The organism is Labilibaculum euxinicum (assembly GCF_963678175.1).
Classification (GTDB): domain Bacteria; phylum Bacteroidota; class Bacteroidia; order Bacteroidales; family Marinifilaceae; genus Labilibaculum; species Labilibaculum euxinus.
On the sequence record NZ_OY782756.1, the window covers coordinates 799493 to 817234 of the forward strand.

14 protein-coding genes and 1 riboswitch are annotated in these 17742 nt (G+C 35.8%); of the genes, 2 read left to right on the forward strand and 12 right to left on the reverse strand.

The genetic code is table 11. The annotated features are described in order from the left end of the window. Positions 1–42: 42 nt before the first annotated feature. Together ACY0M5_RS03575 and ACY0M5_RS03580 are read right to left on the reverse strand one after the other, a co-directional pair. Entirely contained in the window at positions 43–795 is a 753-nt protein-coding gene (locus tag ACY0M5_RS03575; RefSeq protein ID WP_461630824.1) for an ABC transporter ATP-binding protein, read from the reverse strand. Next, complete coding sequence (locus ACY0M5_RS03580) at positions 792–1532, reverse strand: MlaE family ABC transporter permease (protein ID WP_124994152.1); 741 nt, start codon at positions 1530–1532, stop codon at positions 792–794. Before ACY0M5_RS03580 ends, ACY0M5_RS03575 begins: the two co-directional genes overlap by 4 nt. Positions 1533–1709: 177 nt before the next feature. On the opposite strand from ACY0M5_RS03580, the gene ACY0M5_RS03585 reads away from it, so the two are divergent. Continuing rightward, positions 1710–2798 (forward strand): mannose-1-phosphate guanylyltransferase, encoded by a 1089-nt coding sequence (locus tag ACY0M5_RS03585; RefSeq protein ID WP_124994151.1) that lies wholly within the window; start codon positions 1710–1712, stop codon positions 2796–2798. Between the two features lie 46 nt (positions 2799–2844). Here the strand turns inward: ACY0M5_RS03585 and porN are convergent, their stop codons facing one another. The 6 genes from porN to topA all read right to left on the reverse strand — a co-directional run bounded on the left by porN (position 2845) and on the right by topA (position 11348). Then, entirely contained in the window at positions 2845–3690 is an 846-nt protein-coding gene (gene porN, locus ACY0M5_RS03590; protein WP_156195186.1) for a type IX secretion system ring subunit PorN/GldN, read from the reverse strand. Positions 3691–3705: 15 nt separating this feature from the next. Beyond that, a complete protein-coding gene (gene porM, locus ACY0M5_RS03595) occupies positions 3706–5253 on the reverse strand; it encodes a type IX secretion system motor protein PorM/GldM (RefSeq protein ID WP_461630825.1) in 1548 nt (515 codons plus the stop codon). A gap of 23 nt (positions 5254–5276) precedes the next feature. Further along, a complete protein-coding gene (gene porL / locus ACY0M5_RS03600) occupies positions 5277–6227 on the reverse strand; it encodes a type IX secretion system motor protein PorL/GldL (protein WP_461630826.1) in 951 nt (316 codons plus the stop codon). A 48-nt stretch (positions 6228–6275) separates the two neighbouring features. Next, positions 6276–7610, reverse strand: coding sequence for a T9SS ring complex lipoprotein PorK/GldK (gene porK, locus ACY0M5_RS03605; protein WP_101310490.1), 1335 nt, complete (start codon positions 7608–7610; stop codon positions 6276–6278). Positions 7611–7656: 46 nt separating this feature from the next. Then, positions 7657–8589 carry a PorP/SprF family type IX secretion system membrane protein gene (locus ACY0M5_RS03610; RefSeq protein ID WP_461630827.1) on the reverse strand — a complete coding sequence of 311 codons (933 nt, stop codon included), beginning with the start codon at positions 8587–8589 and terminating at the stop codon, positions 7657–7659. Between the two features lie 368 nt (positions 8590–8957). After that, the gene (topA, locus tag ACY0M5_RS03615) at positions 8958–11348 is read right to left on the reverse strand and encodes a type I DNA topoisomerase (protein WP_461630828.1); all 2391 of its coding nucleotides are present in this window, start codon (positions 11346–11348) and stop codon (positions 8958–8960) included. Between the two features lie 209 nt (positions 11349–11557). Between topA and ACY0M5_RS03620 the strand changes: the two genes are divergently transcribed. Next, entirely contained in the window at positions 11558–13939 is a 2382-nt protein-coding gene (locus ACY0M5_RS03620) for a penicillin-binding protein 1A (RefSeq protein WP_461630829.1), read from the forward strand. A 44-nt stretch (positions 13940–13983) separates the two neighbouring features. Further along, positions 13984–14178, forward strand: a riboswitch (cobalamin riboswitch). A gap of 140 nt (positions 14179–14318) precedes the next feature. Here the strand turns inward: ACY0M5_RS03620 and radA are convergent. The 4 genes from radA to panC all read right to left on the reverse strand — a co-directional run bounded on the left by radA (position 14319) and on the right by panC (position 17666). After that, positions 14319–15689: a DNA repair protein RadA gene (radA, locus tag ACY0M5_RS03625; RefSeq protein ID WP_461630830.1), complete on the reverse strand. Its 1371-nt coding sequence runs from the start codon at positions 15687–15689 to the stop codon at positions 14319–14321. 78 nt (positions 15690–15767) lie between these two features. Continuing rightward, complete coding sequence (gene rfaE2 / locus ACY0M5_RS03630; RefSeq protein ID WP_101310494.1) at positions 15768–16265, reverse strand: D-glycero-beta-D-manno-heptose 1-phosphate adenylyltransferase; 498 nt, start codon at positions 16263–16265, stop codon at positions 15768–15770. 192 nt (positions 16266–16457) lie between these two features. After that, positions 16458–16808 carry an aspartate 1-decarboxylase gene (gene panD, locus ACY0M5_RS03635; protein WP_101310495.1) on the reverse strand — a complete coding sequence of 117 codons (351 nt, stop codon included), beginning with the start codon at positions 16806–16808 and terminating at the stop codon, positions 16458–16460. 18 nt (positions 16809–16826) lie between these two features. Beyond that, the gene (gene panC, locus ACY0M5_RS03640) at positions 16827–17666 is read right to left on the reverse strand and encodes a pantoate--beta-alanine ligase (RefSeq protein ID WP_461630831.1); all 840 of its coding nucleotides are present in this window, start codon (positions 17664–17666) and stop codon (positions 16827–16829) included. Positions 17667–17742: the final 76 nt, after the last annotated feature.

Here is a 17742-nt window from a genome sequence, read left to right on the forward strand (position 1 = left end):
CAAAGATAATAAATCGAATAGAATGTTCGAGTGGGATTTCTACTAGCTTATTTTTTTAATCTTTTTATACAATTCCGAAGCAAAGACAAAATCATTTAAATCCTTATTGTCGGTATTAAATATTTCATCTTTGGAACCTTCCCAAACTTTGTTCCCCTTGCTTATAAAAACAATTTTCTCTCCAATTTCCATTACCGAATTCATATCATGAGTATTAATAATGGTAGTCATATTATACTCTTTTGTAATTTCCTGAATAAGATTATCAATCAAAATAGCAGTTACAGGATCTAAACCGGAATTGGGTTCGTCGCAAAAAAGATATTTTGGATTCAAAGCAATTGCTCTTGCAATGGCAACACGTTTCTGCATACCACCACTAATCTCGGCAGGAAACAGGTGATTTGAATTTTGTATGTTAACACGGTTTAAGCAGAAGTTTGCACGATCTTTTTTTTCTTTTTCATTCATATCCGAAAACATATCCAAAGGAAAAAGTACATTTTCTTCAACACTCATAGAATCGAATAAAGCCCCGCCCTGAAATACCATGCCCATTTCCTTTCGAATCTCTTTTCTTCCCTTCAGATTCATGGATGTAAAATCTCTGTTGTTGTAGAAAATACTACCAGAATCAACCTCATGAAGACCGATGATTGATTTAAGTAAAACTGTTTTACCGGATCCGCTTTGTCCTATAATAAGATTGGTTTTACCAGCCTCAAAATTGATTGATATATCATTCAACACTTTTAAGTCGGCAAAGGATTTATTTACATTACTTACAGTGATCATTTTAAAAGGATTTGTGTGAGAATCACATTAGCAAGAAGAATAAGAATACTGCTGTTTACAACAGCTTTTGTGCTCGCCCTACCTACTTCCAGTGCACCTCCTTTTACGTAATATCCATAGAAGGATGGTATTGCTGTTATTATAAAGGCAAAAACAGCTGTTTTTATTAGGGAATAGGTAATGTAATAAGGAATAAAAGCATATTGCACGCCATCAATATAGTCGGCTAAATTAACTGTACTTGTTAGATAACCAGCAAGTAATCCACCAGTTATTCCTACAAACACGCTTAGCACGTATAGAAATGGATTAATAAAAATTGCCGCTATAATTTTGGGTAAAACCAAATGATTGGCAGAATTGATTCCCATGATTTCCAAAGCATCAATTTGTTCAGTTACCCGCATCGAGCCAATTTCTGAAGCTATGTTTGAACCAACTTTTCCAGCTAATATCAAACCAACTATCGTCGATGAGAATTCAAGAATCATTGATTCTCTTGTTGTATAGCCAACCAAATAATCCGGAAGTAAAGGATTAAGCATATTGTATGCCGTTTGCAAGGTTATAACGGCTCCCATAAATAGTGATATAATAACAACAATCCCAATGGAATTGATTCCGAGTTTATCAATCTCACGGATTATTTGTGAAAATAAAGTCTTGCCTTTTTCTGGTTTTGAAAATACCAATACAAGAAATCTTGAGAATTTTCCTACGTTTTCAAACAAGTTCATAGTTATTTTGTTTACGATAAAATTACAAATTATTTGTTTACCATCTTCCAGGATAAGTGTATCTATTGAAATTTCTATTCTTTTTTGATTTAATAAGGCTTTTCAGTATTTTAGGGTATAATTTTACTACTCTGAATTCCGATTTAATTTGGTATGGATTCAGTTAAATAATTTCCAATGGATAAAAATAATTATTGCGTAATTATGGCTGGGGGCGTAGGCTCACGTTTTTGGCCTTTAAGTAAAAATAATAAACCCAAACAATTTCTTGATATTCTTGGTACAGGTAAGACTCTAATTCAATTGACTTATGAGCGGTTTGCATCCATTTGTCCGGCAGAGAATTTTTTCGTTGTAACCAATGCTAATTACAAGAATCTTGTTCTTCAGCAGCTCCCAAATATAAATGAAGATCAGGTTTTGTTGGAGCCAATAAGAAGAAATACTGCACCTTGTATTGCTTATGCCAATCATAAAATACAAAAGCGAAATCCGAATGCATCAATTATTGTAACACCTGCAGATCATTTAATATTAAATGAGACTAAGTTTTTAGGAGTTTTGTCGGAAGGAATTCAATTCGTACAAGATGGAAATAAATTATTGACATTGGGTATTACTCCCTCAAGACCGGAAACCGGTTATGGTTATATTCAGGTTTCAAATAAAGCAGTTGAGAATTATTCTGATGTGTATCCTGTAAAAACATTTACAGAAAAACCACACCTTGAATTGGCAAAAATATTTCAGGAATCGGGCGAATTCTTTTGGAATTCAGGGATATTTGTTTGGAAACTTTCAACAATACAGGATGCATTCGATAAGTTTTTACCGGATATAAAAAATCTGTTTGAGGCCATATTAGATAAACTTGACACTGGGGAAGAACAAAGTTTTATTGATCAGATTTATCCAAAATGCGAGAATATTTCTATTGATTACGGAATTCTTGAAAAGTCTGAAAGTGTATTTGTGTATTGTTCTGAATTTGGTTGGTCCGACCTAGGAACTTGGGGCTCACTTTACGAGCATACTGCTAAGGATAATAATCAGAATGCAATTCAGGGCGAAAATGTGATGCTTTACGAATCAAAAAATTGTCTGGTAAATGTACCGAATAACAAATTGGTTGTTGTGCAGGGCTTAAAGGATTACATTGTTGTTGAGACTGATAATTCTCTGCTCATATGTCGTAGAAGGGATGAGCAGGAGATAAGGAAAATTGTTAATGATGTGAAAATAACAAAAGGGAAAAAATTTGTATAATAAAAAAAGGACCTTACAGGTCCTTTTTTTATATCAGTATATTTTTTTAGAATTCCCAAAGATCATGTTCAAATGTGAAAATCTCATTCTTAATTCGTTCTGCTTCAAGCATTGAGTTTAAACCAACAGTGTATTCACTAATCTGACGATTGTTGTGAACATTGGAGATTTGTGAAATAAAACTCGAAAAATGTCTTTTTAAGAACAAATCATCGAATGAATAACGAGCGGCATCGTTATTTGGATTAAACACTTCGTGAGAAGCAAGCAAAGGCCGGGCTTCAGGAAAATAGATCCAAAACAGTTTTTTCTGTTGAATACCATCTAACTCTGAATCGCCATCTTTTATGTATTCACGAATTGGACAAATTCCAATGATCCGAACCTGTAGAGTCGATGTTTGTTTGTCGAAGAACCACTGTTCTTTCACCATATATCTTTTTACATCATCTGTATGCATTTCACCGGGAAGAATTTTTTGTTCAAGTTCTCCTGTCAATCTATTGCGTTGCATGATCGTATCATTTTGGGCATCAAACTTCGAACGAATCTGATCAATCGTCATAGGAACCTTAAATTCATCATCGTTTGTCTCGTAAGCAGTTAAGCCTTCATTTTCAATCCCATACATCAATAGATCGATTAAACTGTAGCGGTCATCTTCTGGTGTTGTGGGATAATACATAGGAAGGTTCATTTTTTCCCGTAAATCCACGAATCTCCAAACTAACTTCGACCACATCACATCTGACTCACGTATATTTGAGTAAGGGATAGGTTTTCTGTTTTTGATATGATTTTTTGAATAAACACTTGTTGCATTTGTTTGTGCACTGGAATACGAGGCACAAATCAATACAAGACCAATTATTAGTAATAAGCTTTTCTTCATCATATATAAATTTTATTACTCAATTCTAAATGAAATTGTAGGTAAGTCTCTGGTTACACCATCCGGACCAACCGCCCTAATATCTTCAATATATAGTTTCTGACTTCTTTTTAAATTTTTAAACATTTCAATCTGTTCCTTTGTAAATACATCCGATCTGGATTCCTGATCAACAGTAAAGCCTTTAACGATTGTAGAAACAGTAAAGCCGGTAATCTTAAATTTTAAGTCGAAATCAAAATGATCCATAACCGCATCAACACCTGTTTGTGCCAAGAGCAGATTCTTTTTAATTTTACCTCCGCCTAAATCTGCAACTTTAGCAATAGGATCTGGAATTGGTTTCACTCTAAAATCAACAGTACGTAACGGTCTCCAACCATCCTCAAATTGCGCTTCAACCAATACTTTCGCATTTTTAAATGCTACTTTAGGTCTTGCAACATAAGCATCGCCTTTTTTAACCAAACTACCATTATCCATGCTTGCACGCACTCTGTCTGATGTAAAACCCGGAGCAGAAACGCTTACCGGATTGTCAACACCAACATAGAATACATTCATTTTGGTGGCAGATACAACAACATTAGGTTCTGCTACAATATAACTTGATTTAAACTCGTATTTTTTGTCAATTCCAGACGGACTGGTGTACGTGATAACACCTCCCCATGTTACTTCTCCAACCTTATCTGCTTTTGCAGTATAAACCCCTCGGCCATCTTTAAAGTTCTTAATTGCGCCCTCTCGGTCAATTACTATTTTAGGGTTTTGTGTTGTGTCAATAGCAGCAAGAAAAACCTGAGCTTCGTAGGTGTCACCTTTTAAAATGTAATTTGAGGGTGAAAATACTTCTGCCCTTAATTTATTGAATTTAAAGGATTCTGCTTCAATTTGATTGAATAAATAACTAACAATATCCGATTCGGTACTGCGTATATCTGTCTGAATTTTAGAAAGAAGTGTGACTGCTCCAATTAATGGCGTATGTGAAAATTGTAGAGACTCCCAAGAGTAATTAGGATCACCTTTTGTCATCTTTTTTGGTTTTTCAGTATTCAGAGTTTTCATAATTGCTTTACGCAAAGTAGAATCCTTTCCTGCAATGTGACTTAATACCAAATTACGATAAGAATCAATGGCTTCTCTTAAAATTTTACCCTGTCCTCCAATAATCATAATTTCAGGAGGCACATCCAAATTGTCTCTACTCTCGATGTTATTCATATCGTATTCAGGACCATCTGCAGTTTTAACGATTCTATGTTTCAGAGAATCGATTAAATTTGATAATTTATTTGATTCGGATTTTATCTTGTTAGCATTATCCCAAGCTTCCTGAACTTTAGCCGGGTTTGCTTCCAAGGCAATTAGGAAATCCTTATATTTATTTTCATTTTTTTCTTCGAAGGTTTGAATGGTTTTAGCCAAACCATTATCAATAATCGTGAAAGCATTAAGGACTTCGTTTGATACATTTATCGCTAACATTGCTGTCAGGAATAAATACATCATCCCAATCATTTTTTGCCGTGGCGTTTCTTTACAATTCGTTGCTCCCATTTCAGCTTAGCTTGACAGTTAAATTAATTTTTCTTTCTTACATCCATGGCGCTCAGCATATTACCGTATATGGTATTAAGCGCGGCAAGATTTTCGTTTAACTGTTCGGTTTCTTTTTTGTAAGCTTGTGCATTTTGTAGAGTTACAGTAAGAGTTTCAAGAACTTTACCCAAATCCTGATGTACAGTTTTCGAATTAGTTATTTGCTCGTCACTTTGTTTTAGCTGCAACTCGTAAATCGCGTTCAGTGATGACAGGTTATTATTCAATGTTGACATGGAACCATTATACGTATTGCTGTTTTCAGAAATTTTATCAAATCCGGTTTGCAACGATTTATCCATATTTTGATAGGACTCCAACAATTTATTTCCTGAATCGTTCACATTTTTAGCGAATCCTTCACCTGATGAAGAAACAATATTTGCTGTTTCCTGATAAGAATTACTTAATTTTTGAGCTGAATTAGATATTTCTTCTGTTGATTCAGCGTATCTATTAGAAAATTCTCCAACAGAACTTGATGCTTTCTGTATACTTTCAATGTAACCATTGGTTGCAATAGCTGCTTCTGACAGGTTTGAAAGGTTTTCTGCAACATTGGTTAATTTTGCAAGCCCTTGACTTAAATTCGATATTTTGTCCGGATGAACACTCATTTTCTCTAGGAATGATTGTAATTGTTCCAGTCCTTCAACCTGAACACCGCCTCCGGCACCACCTTCTCTTGGTTCCAATCCAATTAATTCCGGATATACTAAACTCCAGTCTGGTTGCTCGTGCGGTGGTTCAAAAGCTGAGAAGAAAAAGATAATAGCCTCTACAGTCATACCAACGGTAAGAAGTTCTCCTGCATATGGGTAATGTTGTATTTTGAATAGTGCACCAATTAAAACTACGGAAGCACCCCAGCCATATACATAGCCCATAAATTTTTTCCATCTAGGAGATTGAACAAGTTCGGTAATATTCATGATCAGTTAAGTTTGAAAAGGTCTAAAATAAATAGTCTACGGGTAATATTATTTACCTAAATGAGTTCTGACACAACGGAATCCGATATAAGATTTTGCAGTATCCTGATACTCGTATGTTCTGGTTGCACACTGCAAATAGTATCCTATATCTTTCCATGATCCTCCTCTGGTAACTTTTCTTTTTAAAGCTGGTGGATCATCGGGTAATGCATTGTATTCATAATTTGGATTCATATCATGAGTAAATGAATAGGCTGACTCATCGTAAGCTCCTGAAGTCCATTCTGCAACATTACCTGCCATATCATATAATCCAAATTCATTTGGCTCGTAGCTGCCAACAGGCAGGGTTACAAGACCTCCATCGTCTACGTAATTTCCGCGCAGAGGTTTAAAATTGGCAAGAAAACAGCCTTGGTCGTTTCTTGTATAGGGTCCACCCCAAGGATACATATTTAATGCAATGCCTCCTCTGGCAGCATATTCCCATTCCGATTCTGTAGGTAATCGATAATCCTGAACAGGATAATCCCCTTCTGCTTTTAATGCAGAATTGTGAAAACGGGTTCTCCAGATAGAAAATGCAGACGCTTGTTTCCAGGAAACTCCAACTACAGGATAGTCATCATAACCAGGATGCCAAAAATATTGTTTTGTCCAAGGTTCGTTATATGAGTAGGTAAAATCCTGAATCCAGCATAATGTGTCCGGGTAAATATTAAGGGCTTCTTTCATGATAAAAGAAGAGCGGTCTTCAATTTTCTTACGGCCTCCTTTGTAATCATCAACCATTCCTTCATATTCTCCTGTTTCATAATTATAACGGTTCGATTTTTTTGCGGCTTGCTGAAGATCAACCCACTCGTACTGATATTTTAGTTTACGAGAATCAATTTCTTTATTTCTGAAAAATCTTTCGTTAACAGGCAGATACATGTCTTCCAGAATTTCAGTATATTCTTCATTATCCCATTCCAATCTTTCGTCCCAATTAATAAAAGGAGGATCTATTGGATTGCCATTGTCATCTTCAGCAATTAAGAACTCTTCGAATTGTTGTCCTAATAATTCGCGTGCAATAGAATCTCTGACCCAATATACAAACTGACGATACTCATTGTTTGTAATTTCGGTTTCATCCATCCAATAAGATTCAACAGATACGGTTTTAGCCGTAGCATTAAGTGCCCAAGCTACATCCTGATCATTCGGACCTACAGTAAAGCTTCCGCGTGGAATCAATACCATACCATATGGTTTAGGTTCAAACCATTTGCCTCTCTGACCCGCACCGGTAAGTTCTCCGTTCCCAGTGTTTTTACCACAACTGGTTAAGAACAATAAAACAATTACACAAAGTGTTGTAAGTAGTTTATTCATAGTGGTTTTATAAATTATACTGATTGTATAGTTTTTCTAATTAATATTACAAAAATCGAATGCTCTTATATTTTTGATTTCGTTTTTCCAATTTTGTACTGAATCGATAAGCTAATAAAAACTCATGCGATCCTCTTGCAATTTTTGAGGTTGAAATGTCGTATGCATATCCAATTTGAATACCATTATTAAACAAAACTCCCAACATTCCAACAATGGCGTCATCAACCCTATATGAAACGCCTCCCCAAATCTTTTTATTGTATCTGATGTTCGTATTTAAATCAAATTGAGACACTACGGCATCAGTTTTGTAAAAAAACGAAGGTAAAACTTCCCACGATTCATTTAATTCGTATCGATATCCTGCCATTGCATAATAATGACGCGCAAGATAGGTTTCAATATTTTCATTATATCCAATATTGGGTTTGTTCAGATGGCTTACGGAAGTTCCTACATAAAAGTTGTCTGTTTTATAATAAATTCCTAGTCCTAAATCAAAAACCATTTTACTGTCATCTACACTTGAAGAGCCCAAATCGTCATCGGGTGTAGAAAAACCATCTCCGTCGGGAACAAACCATTCTCCTTTAAGGGAATTGTTTTGAAAACCGAAACTGAACCCAATATTTAAAGAACCTTCACCAGTTTTTTTTTGATATGCATAACTAAAACGTATGCCGGTATTCTTTTCGAAACCTAATTTATCGCTTAGTATGGTTAATCCAATACCATGATCTGTTCCCATAAATGTAACTGGTGTGCTTATATTAAACACAGTGGTAACAGGAGCATTTTCGAAACCAACCCATTGTTGACGATTAATTGCCGACACAAATATATCCTTGTCTGCACCAGCAAATGCAGGGTTTACAGAAAGAATATTGAACATGTTTTGACTGAACTGCGGATCTTGCTGAGCCTTTATTGATAAGGTGTTGCAAGACAATAATATGAAGAAAATAATTTTTTTCATGTAATACATTATGGTTCAGTAACGGTCAAAAACTGTGAGGAGTAAAGTAAATAAAAATAAATGTGCCTTACAAGTTTTATCAGAGGTTCAGGTGCATTAATCAATAATTTTTACGGTTCTATTTAAAACTTAATTTTTTTAATTATAACATTAAATTAAATAACAGGAATGGTAATCTACTTGTGTGGATTAGAGTTTCCCATATTTTATTGTAAGTCTTATTTACGAGGGTTTTATTGTTTTGTTAAGAGTTTTTATAAATTTTAATATGAAATTAACAATAAGATAAGATTATAGATTGTTTGAATTTAATTGCATGGCAATAAAAAAGGGCTGTCTGTATAGAAAGACAACCCTTAACTTTTTTTTTATTTTTTTACCTTTTTCGCTGCAACAGTTTTCTTTGTTGCTGCTGCTTTCTTTTTGGGCGGTGCTTTTTTAGTTGTTTTCTTCTTAGGTGCCGATTTAATAATTTTTAAGCAATCCTCATAACTTAGTGTCTTTGGATCCTCTAAATCTTTAGCCAGACGGTAGTTTTCCTTTTGGTAAGAAATATAAGGTCCCCAACGACCGTTAAGAATTTGCAAATCTGCATCTTCATCAAAGGATTTGATGTGTTTCAATCTGTCTTTCTCTTTTTTTTCCTCTATAAGAACGATTGCTCTTTCCAAATCAATTTCCATCGGATCATCTACATCTTTCTTTAAAGAAGCAAATTTTCCATCGTGACGAACGTATGGACCAAACCGACCAATTGCAACGACTACTTTTTTGTCTTCGTATAGACCAAGGTCTCTGGGAAGCTTAAATAAATCGATTGCTTCCTCAAGTGTGATTGTTTCCAGGTGCTGGCCGGTACGAAGGCTTGCAAATTTTGGAGCTTCAGCGTTTTCATCATCAGAGCTTTCTCCTAGTTGTGCCATTGGACCATATCTTCCAATACGTACCAATATTACTTTGCCGGTAGCTGGATCGTTACCAAGAATTCTTTCTCCTGTTTCTCTTTCGGATTCTTCAAGAGTTTTTTCTACGGTGGCATGAAATGGATTGTAGAATTTTCCAATCATTTCGTACCACACAAGTTTCCCAACAGCTATGTCATCGAATTCTTTTTCCACATCTGCTGTGAAATTGTAATTCATGATTGTTGTAAAGTGCTTATTTAAAAAGTCAGTAACTACCATTCCTATATCTGCAGGAAAAAGCTTTTTGTTTTCAGCTCCGGTTATTTGAGTCTTGGTTTCTTCGGATATGTTATTATTTGAAAGCGTTATTATTTCATAGCTTCTTTCTATTCCGTCTCTGGATTCTTTTACAACATATCCACGATTTTGAACTGTGGTAATTGTTGGGGCGTAAGTTGATGGCCGGCCAATTCCAAGTTCTTCTAATTTCTTCACTAAGCTGGCTTCGGTATATCTTGCAGGACGATGGGTAAAGTTCTGAGTGGCATTCATTATTTCTTCGCGAAGTAAATCGCCAACTGCAACTGTAGGCAGAAGTGTTTCTTCTTCTTTCTGATTTTCATCATCCGAAGATTCCATATACACTCTAAAGAATCCATCGAATTTGATCATTTCGCCAGATGCTACCAACTCTTTATTGTTTGTTGAGATGCCAATCTTAATATTCGTTTTTTCAAGCTTTGCATCAGCCATCTGAGACGCAATGGTTCGCTTCCAGATTAAATTGTACAAACGAATTTCATTAGATTCGCCTGAAATTTCTTCTTTGTTTAAATAGGTAGGACGAATTGCCTCGTGAGCTTCCTGCGCTCCTTTGTTTTTTGTTTTATACCTTCTGATTTGAACGTATTCGGAACCATGACGTCTGGTGATTTCTTCCTTAGCTGCTGTAAGTGCAGTTTCTGCAAGATTTACCGAGTCAGTTCTCATGTAGGTAATATTTCCAGCTTCATAAAGGCGCTGAGCAACAGTCATTGTTTGTGCTACTGAAAATCCGAGTTTTCTGCTTGCCTCTTGTTGAAGGGTAGAAGTTGTAAATGGTGCTGCCGGTTTACGGGTAGATGGTTTTTTCTCGATATCATTAACCCGGTACTCTGCATTTTTGCAGCTATTTAAGAATTTAAGAGTTTCCTCTTTTGTCGAAAATCTTTTAGGAAGTTCTGCTTTTAGCGTTTTTTCATCACCATTCTTATCGGTTACGGTAAGAAGAGCAATAATTTTAAAATAGGATTCAGAGGTAAAGTCAATAATTTCCCGTTCTCTTTCAACAATTAACCGTACAGCAACCGATTGTACCCGTCCGGCTGATAATTGTGGTTTAACTTTTTTCCATAAAACAGGAGAAACTTCAAAACCAACCAATCTGTCCAGAATTCGTCTGGCTTGCTGTGCATTTACCAAATTCACATCAATATCACGTGGATTTTCGATTGCATTTAAAATTGCTTCTTTTGTAATTTCATGGAAAACGATACGTTTTGTATTTTCTTTTTTAAGCTTTAATACTTCGTATAAGTGCCATGCAATTGCTTCTCCCTCGCGATCCTCATCAGATGCGATCCAAACCGTAGAAGCTTCTTTCGCTAATTTCTTTAATTCAGCAACTACCTTTTTTTTATCTGTGGAAACAATATAATTGGGGGCGAAATTATTCTTGATGTCAATTCCAAAATCTTTCTTCTCTAAGTCTCTAATGTGCCCAAAGCTAGACTTAACAACAAAGTTTTTGCCTAAAAACTTTTCGATGGTTTTTGCTTTTGCAGGGGACTCGACTATTACTAAATTCTCTACCATACTTGTATCTTTACTTTGGAAAGTTTAGGTTAAAATTTTTGCAAAGTAAAACAATAAGGAAGCTAACTTCAAAATTTAATGATGATTATTTTGAAATTACCTTTTTCATTTATCTAAAATAATTCTAAATCAATAGAAGGTGTACCTCCAATAATTGTTCGAATAATATTTGCTATTTTTACAGCACAAATTAAATTAATTGATTTAAAATGTCAGAAAGAAACACTGAGTTTAACTCGGACAACGAACCAATTTCGAAAATACAAATGTTTAAAAAGCCATTGATTATTTTTTGGTCTGTTTTTTCGATATGTATATTAATTGCAGTACTTTTTTTTGCCGGTGTTTCAAATGGGACATTTGGCTTTATGCCTTCGTTTGAAGAATTGGAAAATCCTAAAAACAGTTTGGCAACAGAAGTGTATACAGTAGATGGAAATTTAATTGGTAAATTCTATTTTGAAAATCGATCTTTTGTTGAATATTCCGAATTGTCTCCATTTTTGGTAGATGCATTAATTGCTACGGAGGATGTGAGATTTAATGACCATTCGGGAATTGATGTGCGTGGTTTAGGTCGGGTAGCAAAGGGATTGATTACTGGTGATAGAAGCGCTGGAGGAGGGAGTACAATTTCTCAGCAATTGGCTAAAATGTTATTTCCGCGAGAGAGTTTCGAGAAGAAAATGGAGATTGTTTTCAGGAAATTTCGTGAATGGGTGATTGCGGTAAAGCTGGAGCGAAGCTATACCAAAGAGGAGATCATGACCATGTATTTTAATAAATTTGATTTCTTAAACCTGGCGGTAGGTGTTAAGTCGGCAGCAAACGTATATTTTAATACAACACCGGATTCTCTTAAGATTGAGCAAGCTGCTATGCTTGTAGGTATGGCAAAAAATCCATCATATTTTAACCCGTTGCGGCGACCTGAATTGACATTGAACCGACGCAATGTTGTTTTATCCCAAATGGTAAGGTATGATTACTTATCGAAAATGGAATTTGATTCATTGAAAAACCTTCCTTTAGGAATCGATTTCCAGAAGGTGGATCACAAAAGAGGAATGGCTCCCTATTTTAGAGAGTATCTGCGTACTTCTTTAACCGCAAACGAGCCATCAAGAGACAGGTATCCATCTTATGCTGATCAACAATTTGTGAAAGATTCGATAGAGTGGAAAACCAATCCTTTTTATGGATGGTGCAATAAAAATGTAAAAGCAGATGGAACTCCATACAATATATATAAGGATGGATTAAAAATATATACAACCCTTGATTCCAGAATGCAGCGATATGCGGAAGAGGCTGTGGTTGAGCATTTAGGATTGGATTTGCAAAAGGCATTTAACCGGGAGAAAGAAAATCACAAATATCCGCCTTTTTCTGATGATTTATCTAAGGAGGATGTAGATCAAAATATCGAAACTTCTATGAGAAGAAGTGAAAGATACCGCGTTTTAAAGAAAAATGGCATGAGTTTGGATTCCATTCGATTGGTATTTAAGAATCCAACGAAAATGAGAATTTTCACATGGAAAGGAGAAAGGGATACCATTATGAGTCCAAATGATTCCATGCTTTATATGAAGGGATTTTTACGTGCTGGATTTATGTCGATGGAACCTCAAACCGGGGAAGTGCGTGCTTATGTTGGAGGACCAAATTATGAACATTTCATGTACGATATGGTTAATGTGGGTAAGCGGCAAGTGGGATCAACTATAAAGCCATTTTTATACACTCTTGCCATGCAGGAAGGCCTGGGGCCTTGCGATAGGGTTCCCAATATCCCTCAGACTTTTATTTTGCCGGATGGAACACCTTGGACATCAAAAAATTCCACTGATGCCAGGAACGGTGAAATGGTGACTTTAAAGTGGGGGTTGGCTAATTCGGTGAACTATATATCTGCTTGGGTTTTGAAACAAACCACACCGGAATCGGTTGTTAAAATGGCTCATGAAATGGGTGTTATCAGTGAAATTGATCCAGTCCCATCTATCTTTTTAGGAACCTCAGAAATTACTGTATATGAAATGGTTGGCGCGTACTCAACTTTTGTAAATAAAGGGGTTTACATTAAACCAAGTTTCATCACTAAAATAGAAGATCACAAAGGAAATGTACTTGCTCAATCGGTTCCTCGAAAACATGAAGTAATGGATGAGCGAACAGCCTATTTAATGACAAATTTATTGCAAGGTGTTGTTCAGAGAGGAACCGGAGTCAGATTGAGATATAAATATGGTTTGATTAATCCGATAGGAGGCAAAACCGGAACGACACAGAATCATTCGGATGGGTGGTTCATGGGAATTACTCCTGAATTAGTTTCCGGTGTATGGGTTGGTGCCGAGGATCGTTCAGTTCATTTTGAGGGAATTTCGCTGGGACAGGGAGCAAACATGGCATTGCCAATTTGGGCTCTTTATATGCAGAAGGTTTATGCTGATAAAAGTTTGGGTATTACTCAGGGGGATTTTGAAAAACCAAGGGGTGTAAGTATAAATCTGGATTGCGATGATGAATCTAATGAATCGAATAACAAAGAATTGATAGAGTCGGAGAATGAAGATTTCTTTTAGATTTTCAGTAAATTTTTAGTTGGAAGATCAATAAAATTTCTTTAAAATTGTAGTGAGATTCAGGTTCCCGAAAGGGAATAATAGGGAATCCTGTTTAAGCAGGAGCTGTCCCCGCAGCTGTAGATTCCGGTTCGTTTTTCGAATCAGTATTTTAAGCAATAAAACCACTGTTCCTGATGGAATGGGAAGGTGTTTAAAATTGGAATAAGCCAGAAGACCTGCCTGAGATCATGGATTTTAGCTTTCGGTGGAAAAAAGCGGAAAGATTCAGTTTATTTCTTTCTTATTCCGACGCTATTCGATTCGAACTGCCATACTCGAATCAACAAAATTCATAGTAACTGTTAAAGGCCGAAACTTGCGTTTCGGCCTTGTTTTTTTATCTGAAAAGGGTCTGGAATACTTCTCCAACCTTGCTTACCAAATGAATTTTTATTTTAAATTTTGAAGTGTCAAGTCCTTTGGAATTGTGCTTTGGAATGAAAATTTGCTTGAATCCCAACTTCTCAGCCTCACTAATTCGTTGATCTATTCTACTAACAGGTCTAATCTCTCCGGATAAACCTATTTCTCCCGAAAAACAGACTTCCTTAGGAATAGAAACATCTGTACTCGATGATAGTACAGCAAGAATTACTGCCAAATCGATAGCAGGATCGTTTACTTTAATTCCTCCTGCAATATTTAAGAATACATCCTTGGTTGAAAGTTTGAATCCGGCTCGCTTTTCCAAAACGGCTAAAAGCATGTTTAAACGACGAAGGTCGAAACCTGTTGATGATCGTTGAGGGGTTCCGTAAGCTGCAGAACTGACCAAAGCTTGTATTTCTATTAGAAACGGACGCATACCTTCTATCGATGCAGAAATAGTTACACCGCTAAGGCTTTCATCTTCATGTGAAAGAAGAAGCTCTGATGGGTTCGAGACTTCGCGGAGTCCGTTGTGCTGCATTTCATAAATTCCCATCTCGGAGGTGGAGCCGAACCGATTTTTTGTAGATCGCAATATTCGATACATGTGGTTTTGATCTCCCTCAAACTGAAGTACAGTATCCACCATGTGCTCTAAAATTTTAGGACCGGCTAAATTTCCATCTTTAGTGATGTGGCCAATTAAAATTACAGGCGTTGACGATTCCTTGGCAAATCTTAATAGTTGAGATGTGCATTCTCTGATTTGTGATACACTGCCAGGTCCTGCTTCTATTGATTCTGTCGCAAGGGTTTGAATGGAATCAATAACTATAATATCCGGAGTGGTATTTTTTACATGAGAAAAGATATTCTCCATGGATGTTTCGCTAACAATCAGACAGTTTTCGTTATCTGAATTAATGCGGTTGCCACGGAGTTTTATTTGTTGGGCACTTTCTTCACCTGACACATATAAGGTCGTATAACTTTTTAAATTCAGGGCAATTTGAAGTGCAAGTGTTGATTTGCCAATTCCTGGCTCCCCACCAATTAATATTAACGATCCGGGAACAAGGCCTCCCCCAAGAACTCTATTTAATTCTCCGTTTTTAGTGTCGAATCGTGATGCTTCCGACGAAGATATTTCAGATATTTTTTGAGGTTTGTTTTTTTTGTTCTGCCCATTGATTCCTGTTATTGTTGTTGATTTTACAACAACTTCCTCAACGAAGGAATTCCATTCTCCGCAAGAGGGACATTTTCCTACCCATTTTGTAGATTCTACTCCACAACTCTGACAAAACCAGGCACTTTTTGTTTTTGCTTTGGTGGCCATGCGTAATCAGTTAGTAATTATTAAGAATTCTTGAGATTGATAATTATTTAAAAAGTCTGGTTTGCTTCTTTTTAATCTCTATCCTTTTTCCTTTATTTTATTAATGATTCCGGTTGAAGAGAATCCTTCAATGAAATCAAGTGTTTTAATTTCTCCTCCTTTGGCTTTTACTATATCGTATCCAACAATGTCTTCCGCATTGTAATCGCTTCCTTTAACCAAGATGTCAGGCTGAACAAAATTAATTAGTTCGTAGGGTGTTTGTTCATCAAAGTAAATTACCATGTCTACAAAGCCTAATGATGCCAATAGAAAAGCTCTTGAATATTCATCAATAATTGGTCGGTCAGGACCTTTTAGTTTTTGAACGGAGGCATCAGTATTTAAACCAATAATCAGTTTATTACCCATAGAGGCTGCCGAAGCTAAATAGTCTAGATGTCCGCGGTGAACCAGATCAAAACAGCCATTGGTGAAAACAATTTTATTTTCCTTGAATCTCCAGGTTTGAAGGAGGTTAAAGGCATTTTTTTTATCAGATATGATTTTATTTTTTACAATATCAAGTTTATTCATTGGGCTGACTTTATTTAAAGCTAATAATTTACAAGTATAGAGTATCGGAAACAAAGTATCAAGAATAGCGATCAAATTGTTCAATCTCTATTCTGTAAGTAAATTTTAATATTTGAATTGTTTTATAGTGGCAAGGCCATAAAAAAAGGGCTGATCGGTTAGAACAGCCCTGTACTTATTAAATACTGTAATTTAAATCAATTTGTTGGTCGCAGTATCAGGAAAAACCAAACTAGGTTCCCATAATTTTGCTTCCTCAAATTCCATAGATGCATAAGAGATGATGATAACAATATCACCAACAGCACATTTTCTGGCGGCAGGGCCATTCAAGCAAATGGTTCCGGAGCCTCTTTCACCACGAATAACATAGGTTTCCAATCGTTCTCCGTTGTTTACGTTAACAATTTGAACTTTCTCATTTTCAATTAGATTGGCTGCATCCATTAAGTCTTCATCAATGGTTACACTTCCAACATACTGAAGATCAGCACCAGTTACTGACGCTTTGTGAATTTTCGATTTACAAACTTCAATGTACATATCGTTTTTTAACTAATTTTAAAAAGTAACGTTATCTATCAGGCGGGTTTTCCCAACCTGAACTGTAATACAACCTATCTTATTATTTGACTCATTCCAGTCGTTAATCACCTCAAGGGTTGTATCGTTAACAATCTCAAAATACTCGACTGAAAGATAATTGTTTTTATTGATTTCTTCAACAACCCATTCTTTCAATTGAGAAACACTTAATTCCGCAGCTAAGTTACGAGCTTTAAATAAAGTTTCAGAGATTTTACAAGCATTTTTTCTCTGATCTTCAGAGAGCAAAACATTCCTTGAGCTCATGGCTAAACCGTCCTTTTCCCTGATAATAGGGCAGGGAACGATATTAACATTTAACTTAAGATCTTTTGTCATCTGCTTAATAACAGCTACTTGTTGGAAATCTTTTTGTCCAAAGTAGGCATTTTCAGGGCTTACGATATCGAAAAGTTTGCTAACAACCTGAGCAACACCATTGAAATGACCCGGACGTTTTTTCCCTTCCATAATCTTATCAAGCACACCGAAATCAAAAATTCTGGTGTCAGGTTCAGGATAAATTTCATTTACTTCCGGAATAAAAATTAGGTCTGGTTTGCAGGCCGAAAGTTTCTCCAAGTCCTCTTCAATAGTTCTTGGGTAAGTCAATAAATCCTCTGGATTATTGAACTGTGTTGGGTTTACAAAAATACTAACAACCGTAATATCATTGTTTTTTACAGATGTATTTACAAGAGACAAATGCCCCTTATGAAGAGCTCCCATTGTAGGAACAAATCCGATTGTCTTTCCTTCTGCCTTCAACTTGCTGATTTTACTTTTAATCTCAGCAACAAGCTTTACTATTTCCATCCCTTGAATTGTGTCGGTAAAATCTAATTGATTTTTATTTGAGACTGCAAATAAAATAAATAAATATAAAATGGAG

Bases quoted from the DNA above. Each gene is read 5' to 3' on its own strand.
- ACY0M5_RS03575 (WP_461630824.1), bottom strand. From the start codon at position 795: ATGATCACTGTAAGTAATGTAAATAAATCCTTTGCCGACTTAAAAGTG.
- ACY0M5_RS03580 (WP_124994152.1), bottom strand. From the start codon at position 1,532: ATGAACTTGTTTGAAAACGTAGGAAAATTCTCAAGATTTCTTGTATTG.
- ACY0M5_RS03585 (WP_124994151.1), top strand. From the start codon at position 1,710: ATGGATAAAAATAATTATTGCGTAATTATGGCTGGGGGCGTAGGCTCA.
- porN (WP_156195186.1), bottom strand. From the start codon at position 3,690: ATGAAGAAAAGCTTATTACTAATAATTGGTCTTGTATTGATTTGTGCC.
- porM (WP_461630825.1), bottom strand. From the start codon at position 5,253: ATGGGAGCAACGAATTGTAAAGAAACGCCACGGCAAAAAATGATTGGG.
- porL (WP_461630826.1), bottom strand. From the start codon at position 6,227: ATGAATATTACCGAACTTGTTCAATCTCCTAGATGGAAAAAATTTATG.
- porK (WP_101310490.1), bottom strand. From the start codon at position 7,610: ATGAATAAACTACTTACAACACTTTGTGTAATTGTTTTATTGTTCTTA.
- ACY0M5_RS03610 (WP_461630827.1), bottom strand. From the start codon at position 8,589: ATGAAAAAAATTATTTTCTTCATATTATTGTCTTGCAACACCTTATCA.
- topA (WP_461630828.1), bottom strand. From the start codon at position 11,348: ATGGTAGAGAATTTAGTAATAGTCGAGTCCCCTGCAAAAGCAAAAACC.
- ACY0M5_RS03620 (WP_461630829.1), top strand. From the start codon at position 11,558: ATGTCAGAAAGAAACACTGAGTTTAACTCGGACAACGAACCAATTTCG.
- radA (WP_461630830.1), bottom strand. From the start codon at position 15,689: ATGGCCACCAAAGCAAAAACAAAAAGTGCCTGGTTTTGTCAGAGTTGT.
- rfaE2 (WP_101310494.1), bottom strand. From the start codon at position 16,265: ATGAATAAACTTGATATTGTAAAAAATAAAATCATATCTGATAAAAAA.
- panD (WP_101310495.1), bottom strand. From the start codon at position 16,808: ATGTACATTGAAGTTTGTAAATCGAAAATTCACAAAGCGTCAGTAACT.
- panC (WP_461630831.1), bottom strand. From the start codon at position 17,666: ATGGAAATAGTAAAGCTTGTTGCTGAGATTAAAAGTAAAATCAGCAAG.